The organism is Methanobrevibacter sp. (genome assembly GCF_045126245.1).
In the GTDB taxonomy this organism is placed as follows: domain Archaea; phylum Methanobacteriota; class Methanobacteria; order Methanobacteriales; family Methanobacteriaceae; genus Methanocatella.
This window is the reverse complement of record NZ_JBGVOG010000120.1, coordinates 1-2,913: the sequence shown is the minus strand read 5'-3', so window position 1 is coordinate 2,913 and position 2,913 is coordinate 1. Positions and strand designations below refer to the sequence as shown.

The following is a 2,913-nucleotide window of genomic DNA, read 5'->3' as shown; positions in this document are numbered from 1 at the left end:
TCAAATTGTAGCTGTTAAATTAATTCAAATCGATGAAGATTTAGCAAAAACTCATTATGGAGAACATGCTGAAAAACCATTTTTCCCAAGTTTAGTTGAATACATTACTTCTTCACCATGCTTAGCAATGGTAATTGAAGGGGAAGAAGCTATTACCACTATCAGGAAAATAGTTGGTGCAACTAATCCATTAGAAGCAGATCTTGGAACTATCAGAGGAGACTTCGGTATGCATACTGGTAGAAATATCATTCATGCTTCAGATGCTCCTGAATCTGCTGAAAGAGAAATCGCTCTTTTCTTTAATGAAGATGAAATTTGCGATTATGATATCGTCGACAATGATTTAATTTATGAATAAATTTAAGATTTTAAAAATTTATTATTAAGAAAAAGATACTATGAAAATCAGATCCCCAATCGTATCCGTTTTAGGTCATGTAGACCATGGAAAAACCACATTATTAGATTATATCAGGGGTAGTACTATCGCCGATAAAGAGGCTGGAGGTATTACTCAACATATTGGTGCTACAGAAATACCTAACGATACCATTGAAGAAATCTGTGGAAATTTTATATCAAGATTAACTATTAAGGATTTAATTCCAGGTTTATTCTTCATTGATACTCCAGGTCACGCAGCATTCACTAGTTTGAGAAAACGTGGTGGTGCATTGGCCGATTTGGCAGTACTGATTGTAGATATCAATGACGGATTCAAACCTCAAACTTATGAAGCATTGAACATTCTTAAAATGTATAAAACTCCATTCATTGTTGTAGCCAATAAAATCGACATGATTTTTGGATGGGAAACACATGAAGGCGCTTCATTTAAAGAGACTTTTGAACAACAGGCTCAAAGCGTTAAGCAGGACTTGGATACAAAAGTTTATGAGATTGTTGGTACTCTCCACAAGGAAGGTTTCCAATCTGAAAGATTTGACAGGGTTAGCAATTTCGCTTCCCAAATCAGTATTATTCCAATCAGCGCCAGATCAGGTGAAGGAATTATTGAAGTGTTGGCAATGCTTTTAGGTCTTGCTCAGGAATATTTAACCGAACAGCTTGAAATCAATGCTGATGCTCCTGCAAAGGGTACTGTTTTAGAGATTAAGGAAGAAACCGGATTAGGTCTAACTATTGATAGTATTATTTATGATGGTGTTTTGCGAACTAATGATGAGATAGCTTTAATGACTTCTTCAAATGAAGTTTTAACTACTAAAATAAGGTCTATTTTAAGACCTCTTCCATTGGAGGAAATGAGAGATTCTAAAAAGAAATTCCAAAAATTCGATGAAGTCGTTGCGGCTGCAGGTATTAAGATAGCCGCTCCTAATTTAGATGATGTTGTTTCAGGCTCACCGCTTAGGGTATTAAGTGATGATGAGAATGTTGAAGAGGAAATCTTAAAAGAAATTGAAGATATTACCATTAGTACTGAAGATGAGGGAATTTTAGTTAAAGCGGACACATTAGGCTCTCTCGAAGCTATTGTCAAATTGTTAAGAGAGTTGAATATTCCTATTCGTGAAGCGGACATCGGTGATATAAATCGTAGGGATATTATTAATTCATCCATTGCATTGAATGAAAATGATGCGCATGGAGCTATTATAGCATTTAATGTTAGCGTTCATCCAAATTCCGAAGAAGACCTTAAAAACTCAGGCGTAAAACTGTTTAAGGGTGATGTAATCTATCAGATTATTGAAGATTATGAAGCATGGATTGATGAAATCGAAAGGGCTAAAAAGAAAGCCTTTTATGATGCCATTATAAAACCTGCAAAATTCATGTCTTTGCCAAAATTAGTTTTCCGTCAAAGTAAACCTGCAATTATTGGTATAGAATCAATTAGCGGTACAATAAAACAAGGTCAAACTTTAATAAATAAAAATGGTGAATATGTTGGTGTAATAGCCAGTATGGAAGATAAGGGTGAAACATTACCGGATATTTCCAGAGGTCAAAGGGTAGCAATGGCTATCAAGGACGCTATTGTTGGAAAACATTTCGATGAAGGGGATGAGCTTTATGTTGATATTCCTGAAAAACATTACAAATTCATAGAAAGGGAATTTAAAGATAAGTTAACTGAAGATGAATTTGAAACTTTATATGAATTTTTAGAAATCAAACGTAAACAAGATCCAGATTGGGGTAAATTTGGTCTTTTTGAATAATAATTTGGATTTATAGAAAATTAAGGAGGAAATACCATGGCATTCAAAGTAGTTGTGTCTCAAAAAGCTGAAACTCATCAATTTGAAATTGATGAAACCAAAGCTCTTAATGGTTTAGTCATCGGTGATGAATTTGATGGTGGAATTGTTGGTTTAGATGGTTACACTTTAAAAATCACTGGTGGTAGTGACAAAAATGGTTTTACCATGAAAAAAGATGTTTCTGGTACTAGAAGAATTAAAAGTTTATTAACTGGTGGTATTGGTTATCATCCTAAAGCTGATGGTGTTAAAAAAAGGAAAACTGTAAGAGGAAACACTATCGCAGAAGATATCGTACAAATTAATACTGTAGTTACTAAAGAAGGAAGTAAATCAATAGCTGATATTATCGGTGCTGATGAAGAAGAGGAAGAATAGTTTTACTATTTTTCTTATTTTACTTTTAAGTTGAATTAAAATTATAAAAAAGGTGGTTATCTGTGAACGTACAGTCAGATGTTAACATAGGTTTGGTTGGTCACGTAGACCATGGTAAGACTACTCTTACCAAAGCATTGTCCGGAATTTGGACTGATACTCACAGTGAGGAAACAAAAAGAGGTATATCCATTCGTTTAGGTTATGCTGATATTGAATTTAGAAAATGCCCTAACTGTGATGAACCTGAATGTTATACTACTTCTGAAAAATGTGAAATCTGTGGCAGCGAAACTGAATT

General features: G+C 34.1%; 4 protein-coding genes. All 4 read left to right on the top strand.

All coding sequences use genetic code 11. The features are described 5' to 3' along the window. The coding region (ndk, locus tag ACJMLZ_RS08615; protein ID WP_405305213.1) for a nucleoside-diphosphate kinase at nt 1–361 on the top strand (361 nt) is incomplete at its 5' end. Between the two features lie 40 nt (nt 362–401). Further along, the gene (gene infB, locus ACJMLZ_RS08610; protein WP_405305212.1) at nt 402–2,192 is read left to right on the top strand and encodes a translation initiation factor IF-2; all 1,791 of its coding nucleotides are present in this window, start codon (nt 402–404) and stop codon (nt 2,190–2,192) included. A 36-nt stretch (nt 2,193–2,228) separates the two neighbouring features. After that, entirely contained in the window at nt 2,229–2,612 is a 384-nt protein-coding gene (locus tag ACJMLZ_RS08605) for a 30S ribosomal protein S6e (protein WP_405305211.1), read from the top strand. Nucleotides 2,613–2,674: 62 nt separating this feature from the next. Then, nucleotides 2,675–2,913, top strand: a 239-nt coding sequence (locus tag ACJMLZ_RS08600; protein ID WP_405305210.1) for a GTP-binding protein, incomplete at its 3' end; no start/stop codon positions are given.

Excerpts from the sequence above, each read along its gene's own strand:
- infB (WP_405305212.1), top strand. The coding sequence starts at position 402 with ATGAAAATCAGATCCCCAATCGTATCCGTTTTAGGTCATGTAGACCAT.
- ACJMLZ_RS08605 (WP_405305211.1), top strand. The coding sequence starts at position 2,229 with ATGGCATTCAAAGTAGTTGTGTCTCAAAAAGCTGAAACTCATCAATTT.